General features: G+C 72.5%; 2 protein-coding genes. Both read left to right on the top strand.

Annotation, left to right across the window (positions count from 1 at the left end; genetic code table 11):
• A partial coding sequence (locus tag CCN33_RS26220) for a phosphate signaling complex PhoU family protein (protein WP_279628210.1) occupies positions 1–238 on the top strand: 238 nt, incomplete at its 5' end.
• A gap of 61 nt (positions 239–299) precedes the next feature.
• Positions 300–692 carry a DUF6234 family protein gene (locus CCN33_RS26215; protein ID WP_244173944.1) on the top strand — a complete coding sequence of 131 codons (393 nt, stop codon included), beginning with the start codon at positions 300–302 and terminating at the stop codon, positions 690–692.
• Positions 693–728: the final 36 nt, after the last annotated feature.

Here is a 728-nt window from a genome sequence, read left to right as displayed (position 1 = left end):
CCTCGCGCTCCAGCTGGAGCAGGACGACGACGACATGGACCTCCTCCACCGCACCCTCTTCCAGCACCTCATCGACGACCGCTGGAAGCACGGCATCGAGACGGCGGTCGACGTCACCCTCCTCGGCCGCTACTACGAGCGCTACGCGGACCACGCGGTGTCCGTCGCGAAGCGGGTCGTGTACCTGGTGACGGGCGAACACGCGGACGAGATCCAGCCGGAGGGCACGGCGGGCTGAGCCGCCTCTCTGAGTACGGGTGCTCATGTGCGGCCCCGCCTGCCGGCCGCACGCTGCCTCCATGACGGAAACCCGCCCGGCCAGACGCCGGTTCCCCTGGTCGCGCCGCACCCGCCCGGGCGTGGACCTCGCCCTGGCGATCCCCCTGTTCCTGCTGGAGACGGGCTGGGTGGTGCTGGACGCGATATACGGCGCCGGCCTGGAGGTGTGGGCGGCGCAGGGCGAACAGGCGCGGATCGACGCGGCGGAACTCGCCTTCATGGAACGGCTGCGGGTGCTGCAGATCGCGGCGCTCGTCCTGGTCGTCCTCGCGGCGGTCTTCCGCGCCCGCTGGACGGCGATCGCCCACCTGCTGCTGGCCCTCCTGCTGGGCGGCGCGCTGGCGGTCGAGCGGCACGACTGGGAGAGGAGCCACTCGGCGCCGGGGTGTGTGCATTACCGCGCAGGTTGCTGAGCGAGCGGCCTGCCTGCGGGCGTCGGCGCAGGTGGG

This window comes from Streptomyces recifensis (genome assembly GCF_002154615.1).
Classification (GTDB): domain Bacteria; phylum Actinomycetota; class Actinomycetes; order Streptomycetales; family Streptomycetaceae; genus Streptomyces; species Streptomyces griseoluteus.
This window is presented reverse-complemented; position numbering and strand designations above follow the sequence as displayed.

What these genes read in the sequence shown, in the direction of transcription:
- CCN33_RS26215 (WP_244173944.1), top strand. Translation starts at nt 300, where the DNA reads ATGACGGAAACCCGCCCGGCCAGACGCCGGTTCCCCTGGTCGCGCCGC.